The organism is Actinomadura sp. BRA 177, assembly GCF_013372625.1.
In the GTDB taxonomy this organism is placed as follows: Bacteria; Actinomycetota; Actinomycetes; order Streptosporangiales; family Streptosporangiaceae; genus Spirillospora.
Genome location: NZ_JABXFD010000273.1, coordinates 1 through 5,652 on the forward strand (window position 1 = coordinate 1; position 5,652 = coordinate 5,652).

The 5,652-nt window shown below is 74.2% G+C and carries 7 protein-coding genes and 1 pseudogene; 6 read left to right on the forward strand and 2 right to left on the reverse strand.

Annotation, left to right across the window (positions count from 1 at the left end; genetic code table 11):
- The 6 genes and pseudogenes from HUX53_RS41015 to ptsP form a co-directional block, all read left to right on the forward strand.
- A pseudogene (locus tag HUX53_RS41015) lies at positions 1-137 on the forward strand (glutamine--fructose-6-phosphate aminotransferase); the annotation flags it as partial.
- Positions 134-400: a glucose PTS transporter subunit EIIB gene (locus HUX53_RS12015; RefSeq protein WP_255205180.1), complete on the forward strand. Its 267-nt coding sequence runs from the start codon at positions 134-136 to the stop codon at positions 398-400. The pseudogene HUX53_RS41015 and the gene HUX53_RS12015, both read left to right, overlap by 4 nt.
- 16 nt (positions 401-416) lie before the next feature.
- Complete coding sequence (locus tag HUX53_RS12020; RefSeq protein ID WP_176403250.1) at positions 417-866, forward strand: PTS glucose transporter subunit IIA; 450 nt, start codon at positions 417-419, stop codon at positions 864-866.
- Between the two features lie 16 nt (positions 867-882).
- A complete protein-coding gene (locus HUX53_RS12025; RefSeq protein ID WP_176403251.1) occupies positions 883-1,560 on the forward strand; it encodes an HAD family phosphatase in 678 nt (225 codons plus the stop codon).
- Positions 1,561-1,573: 13 nt separating this feature from the next.
- The gene (locus HUX53_RS12030; RefSeq protein ID WP_176403252.1) at positions 1,574-1,846 is read left to right on the forward strand and encodes an HPr family phosphocarrier protein; all 273 of its coding nucleotides are present in this window, start codon (positions 1,574-1,576) and stop codon (positions 1,844-1,846) included.
- 3 nt (positions 1,847-1,849) lie between these two features.
- Positions 1,850-3,544 carry a phosphoenolpyruvate--protein phosphotransferase gene (ptsP, locus tag HUX53_RS12035; protein ID WP_176403253.1) on the forward strand — a complete coding sequence of 565 codons (1,695 nt, stop codon included), beginning with the start codon at positions 1,850-1,852 and terminating at the stop codon, positions 3,542-3,544.
- Positions 3,545-3,547: 3 nt separating this feature from the next.
- On the opposite strand, the gene HUX53_RS12040 is transcribed toward ptsP, so the two are convergent.
- Both HUX53_RS12040 and HUX53_RS12045 read right to left on the reverse strand, forming a co-directional pair.
- A complete protein-coding gene (locus HUX53_RS12040; protein WP_176403254.1) occupies positions 3,548-4,045 on the reverse strand; it encodes a hypothetical protein in 498 nt (165 codons plus the stop codon).
- A gap of 58 nt (positions 4,046-4,103) precedes the next feature.
- Positions 4,104-5,567 (reverse strand): glycoside hydrolase family 3 protein, encoded by a 1,464-nt coding sequence (locus tag HUX53_RS12045; protein ID WP_255205179.1) that lies wholly within the window; start codon positions 5,565-5,567, stop codon positions 4,104-4,106.
- Positions 5,568-5,652 lie beyond the last annotated feature (85 nt).

A 5,652-nucleotide genomic window follows, 5' to 3' on the forward strand; every position in this document is an offset into this window, starting at 1 on the left:
GCCCCGCCCTGCCCGAGTGGGTGGCGCCGCTCGGCCTCATCGTCCCCGGCCAGATCCTGGTCGAGAACCTGGCCCGCAGGCTCGGCGTCGACCCCGACGTCCCCCGCGGCCTGAACAAGGTCACCCAGACCGACTGACCCCACCCCGAGCGAGAGAAGAGAAGGACATGGACAAGGCCGAGGCCATCGTCGCGGCGCTGGGCGGCGCCGACAACATCATCGAGATCGAGCCCTGCGCGACGCGGCTGCGCACCGAGGTCGAGGACGCGGGCAAGGTCGACGAGGCGGCGCTGAAGAAGGCGGGCGCGCACGGCGTCATGCGCAGCGGCACCGTCGTGCAGGTCGTCGTGGGGCCCGAGGCCGACACCCTCGCCACCGACATCGAGGACATCCTCGACTGAGCCGGAAGGCCCTGCAATGACCCGAGTACTGTCCCCGGTCACCGGCCGGGTCGTCGGCCTCGCCGGCGTCCCGGACCCGGTCTTCGCCCAGGCCATGGTGGGCCCGGGCACGGCGGTCGACCCCGAGCGCGGCCCCGGCCACGCCATCGCCCCCGTCACCGGGAAGATCGTCAAGCTGCATCCGCACGCCTACGTCGTGGTGGACGCCGAGGGCCACGGCGTCCTCGTCCATCTCGGCATCGACACCGTCAAGCTGAAGGGCGAGGGCTTCGACCTGCTCGCCGCCGAGGGCGACGAGGTGACGGCCGGGCAGCCGGTCGTCGGCTGGAACCCCGCCGCGATCGAGGCGGGCGGCCGCTCCCCGATCTGCGCGGTCGTCGCGCTGGACGCGAACGCCGACGCCCTGGCGGACGTGCTGGAGTCGGGCGAGGTGACGAAAGGGGCCGAACTCTTCACATGGAACTGAGCACGGAGCTGGTCGCATGGCGGTGATCGGGCTCGGCGCGGCGGTGTTCGACCTCGACGGCACCCTGATCGACACCGAACCGCGCAACCGCGTCATGTGGTCCCGGCTGTTCGACGCGCACGGCGTCCCCTGGGACGACGCGCTGATCGCCTCGTTCGCGGGGCGGCGCGGGCTGGAGGCGCTGCGCGACCTCGCGCACCTGTTCCCCGGCCGGACGGTCGAGGAGCTGTTCGAGCAGGCGATCTCCTACGAGTCGCTGCCGGGGATGCCGGAGGTCGCGCCCGTCCCCGGCGCCGTCGACCTCGTCCGGTCGCTGGCCGACGCGGGCGTGCCGCTCGCGGTGGTGACCTCGGGCCAGCGCCCGTACGCCGAGCGGCTGCTGGACACGCTGGGCGTCCGCGACCTGCTCGACCTCGTGGTGACCGGCGGGGACGTCGTCACCGGCAAGCCGCATCCGGAGGGCTACCTGGCCGCCGCCCGCGACCTGGACGTCCCGCCGGCGGAGGCGATCGGGTTCGAGGACGCCCCGGCGGGCGTGGCGGCGGTGAAGTCCGCGGGCATGACCTGCGTGGGCGTGATCACCACGCAGCCGGCGGGCGCGCTCGCCGAGGCCGACCATGTGGTGGCCGATTTTCAGGAAGTGGACGTCGTCCCCGGCCCGGCGCTGCGCGTGCCGGGCCCGGGACAGAACTAAGAGGGAGTGTGCGGTGACCGAGCGCAGCGTCAAGATCGAATCCAGGGTGGGGCTGCACGCGCGGCCGGCCGCGCTGTTCGTCCAGACCGCGGCCAAGGCCCCGATGGACGTGACGGTGGCCAAGCGCGGCGGCGACCCGGTGAACGCCAAGAGCATCCTCGCGGTGCTGGGCCTGGACGCGCGGCACGGCGAGGAGGTCGTCCTGTCCGCGGACGGCGACGGCGCCGAGGCGCTGCTCGACGATCTGGAGGGACTGCTGTCCACGCCGGAGCCCGAGGGAGCCTGAGCGGTGCCGGACGTATTGCAGGGCGCGGGCGTCAGCCCCGGTGTCGGCGCAGGGCCCGTGCGGACCATCGCCGGGGCCGTCCCGGAGCCCGCCGATGACCGCCACGGTGTTGACCAGCACAGGGGCGACGCCGATTCCGAACGCGCCACGGCGCTGGCCGCGCTGGAGGCCGTCGCCGCCGACCTGGAGGAGCGCGGCGAGCGCGCCGCCGCGGCCGGCAACACCGACGGCCGGGACGTGCTGAACGCGCAGGCGCTGATGGCCCGCGACCCGGGCCTCGCCGACGGCGTCCGCGCCAAGATCGGCGAGGGCGTGGCGGCGGCCCGCGCGGTGTTCGAGGCGTTCGGCGTCTACCGGGAGATGCTCGCCGGGGCGGGCGAGTACCTCGCGGCCCGGGTCACCGACCTGGACGACATCCGCGACCGCACGGTCGCCCGGCTGCTCGGGCTGCCGATGCCCGGCGTCCCGGAGTCGGACGAGCCGTTCGTGCTCGCCGCCCGCGACCTCGCGCCGGCGGACACGGCCGTCCTCGACCCGGCGAAGGTCGTCGCGTTCGTGACCGAGGAGGGCGGGCCGACCAGCCACACCGCGATCATCGCGCGCACGATGGGCGTGCCCGCCGTCGTGGCGCTGCCGGGCGCGGCGTCGCTCCCCGACGGGACCCGTGTGCTGGTCGACGGCACCGCCGGAACCGTGCGCCTCGACCCGTCCGACGAGGACGTGACCGCGGCCCGCGCGGCGGCCACGGCCCGCTCGTCCGCGCTGGCGGAGTTCGCCGGGCCGGGCGCCACCGCCGACGGCCACGCCGTGCCGCTGCTGGCGAACATCGGCGGCCCGAAGGACCTTGAGGCGGCTTTGGCCAACGGCGCCGAGGGCGTCGGCCTGTATCGCACCGAGTTCCTGTTCCTGGACCGCGCGACGCCGCCGTCCGACGCGGAGCAGGAGGAGGCGTACCGGAAGGTGCTGGAGGCGTTCCCTGAAGGCCGCGTGGTCGTCCGGACCCTCGACGCCGGCGCCGACAAGCCACTCGCGTTCCTGCCCGCGCCCGGCGAGGCGCCGAACCCGGCGCTCGGCGAGCGCGGCGTGCGGATGTCGTTCCGGCACCCGGACGTCCTGTCCGCGCAGCTCGCCGCCCTGGCCCGCGCCGCCGCCGGCCTGACCGCCAAGCTGCAGGTCATGGCCCCGATGGTGACGGACGCCGCCGAAGCGGCCTGGTTCGCCGCCGCGTGCCGCGAGGCGGGCATCGAGCATCCCGGCGTCATGATCGAGGTCCCCGCCGCCGCGCTCCGTGCCCGCGACGTCGCGTTGGAGGTGGAGTTCTTCAGCATCGGCACCAACGACCTCACCCAGTACGCGTGCGCGGCCGACCGCCAGGTAGGCGGCCTCGCGCACCTCCAGGACCCGTGGCAGCCCGCCGTCCTCGACCTGGTCGCCCCCGCCGCCGGCGCGGGCATCCCCTGCGGCGTATGCGGCGAGGCAGCCGGCGACCCGGCCCTGGCCTGCGTCCTGGTCGGTCTGGGAGTGACGTCGTTGTCGATGAGCGCCCCGTCCCTCCCCCTGGTACGAGCCGCCCTGGCCCGCCACACCCTGGACGACTGCCGCCAAGCAGCAGAAGCCGCCCGCAAGGCCCGCACAACCACCCAAGCCCGAGAAGCAGCCCGTACCCACCTCCCAGCCCTAACCGACCTCGGGCTTTGACGGTCAGGTTGTGATTTGCCAGTGGGGGCCGGACTTGCGGAGGGTGAAGCTTGTTGTGAGCAGGCCGCCTGGGACGGCGGGGGCGCCCTTCCAGGCCAGGTCTTCGAAGCGGACCGTGTAGTCGCCGTTGCCCGGGCCCGGCTCGCAGACCGGGACTGTTACGCCGCGTAGGGCTGTGATGTCCTGCGGGCTCAGGTTCGCGCGGGCCTTCGCGAAACCTGAGCGGCAGGCGGTGGGGCCGCCGAACACTTCGCGCTGGTAGGCGGGAGTCAGGTAAACGCAGGCCTTGGGGTTTCCCGCCGCGATGCCGCGCAGGTACTTGTAGAGCGCCAGCCGCGCGGGGAAGCTCTCCTCCGTGGACGTCGTCGCCCGCGTGTCGGTGAACTGCGAGTCGCCGGGTTCGGGGGTGAGCGGCGGCATCGTCACCTCGTCCTGCCCGCCGCAGGCACCCAGCAGCGGGAGCACGGCCAGGACGGCGACGAGAAGCGGACGGACGGGCACGGAGACCTCCCGGGGGGAAGAAGGCGGCCCGATCCTCCCAGGAAGCGGCCTCCCGCCGCTACCGGTACCCCAGGCCGTAGCCGACCGGCTCGCCGCCGGCCGGCACCGGGAGCCTGCCCACCGGCTTGACCGCGCCGCTCAGCACCTTCGCCAGCGCGTCGACCGAGACCGCGCTGGAGGAGTACGTGGCGAGCGCCGCGGCCGCGCCGCCCGCCGCGTCGAGGTCGTAGGGGCGGCCGAGCGCGGCGACGACGACCGGTTTCGGGCCCAGCGCCCGGACCCGGGACGCCGTCGCCGACCCCGCGTTCTCCGTGGTCAGCACGGTGACGTCCGCGGAGCCCCGGGAGGCCGTCGCGACGCCCTGGCGGCGCAGCGCCGCCAGGAGCCGGTCGCTGCCCGGTCCGGACACCGCGACCTTCTTGCCCTTCAGCGGCAGCAGGCCGCCCTTGTTGCGGACGAGGGTGACCGAGTGCTCGGCGACCTGCCGCGCCGCGGCCTTGTGCGCGGCCGTGCCGATCGCCGCCTTCGCCTTGGCCGGGTCGACGGCCGTCCCCTGGAACAGGCCGCGCCGCTGCTTGAGCCGGAGGATGCGCGTGACCGACTCGTCCAGCCGCTTCTCGGTGATCTTCCCGGACCGGACGGCCTTCACCACCGCGTTGTAGGCGCGCGGCAGGCTCGGCGGCATCAGCAGCTGGTCGGCGCCCGCGTTGATCGCCCGGACCGGGACGACCTTGTCGCCGTACTTCTCCCGCACGCCCGCCATCTCCAGCGAGTCCGTCGTGATGACGCCCTCGTAGCCGAGCTTCTCGCGCAGCAGCCCGGTCAGCACCGTCTTCGACAGCGTGGACGGATCGCCCGACTTGTCGAGCTTCGGGACGACGATGTGCGCGGTCATGATGACGTCCACGCCCGCCGCGATCGCCGCCTTGAACGGGGGCGCGTCGAGCCGCTCCCACGTCTTCGGCGAATGCTTGATCACCGGCAGCCCGGTGTGGCTGTCGACGGCGGTGTCGCCGTGCCCGGGGAAGTGCTTGGCGGTGGCGGCGACCCCGGCGTCCTGGTAGCCGCCGACCGCGCCGGTCACCAGCGTGGACGCGAGCGCCGGGTCGGCGCTGAACGAGCGCAGCCCGATCACCGGGTTGGCCGGGTTCACGTTCACGTCGGCGTCCGGCGCGTAGTCGAGGTTGATGCCGACCGCGTGCAGCTCGCTGCCGGTGACGCGGGCGGCGGCCCGCGCGTCGGCCGGGTTCCGGGTCGCGCCGAGCGCCATGTTGCCGGGGAACCGCGTGATGAACGGGGTGCGGGACACGATGCCCTGCTCCTCGTCCACGCCGAGCAGCAGCGGGATCTTCGACGCCTTCTGCAGCGCGTTCGACTGCGCCGCCGTGCGGGCCGGGGAGCCGAAGTTCTCCGGGAAGTAGATCAGCCCGCCGACGTGGTACTTCTTGATCTTCGCGAGGGCGTCGGCGCGGCTGGAGAAGGCCGGGACGAACAGCTGCCCGACCTTCTCCGCGACGCTCATCTCCGCGACCTTGCCGGGGATCCACGCGTCCGGCGCCGGCGCGGCCGTCCCGGGCGAAGCCGACGGCGTGCCGGACTAGGCGGAC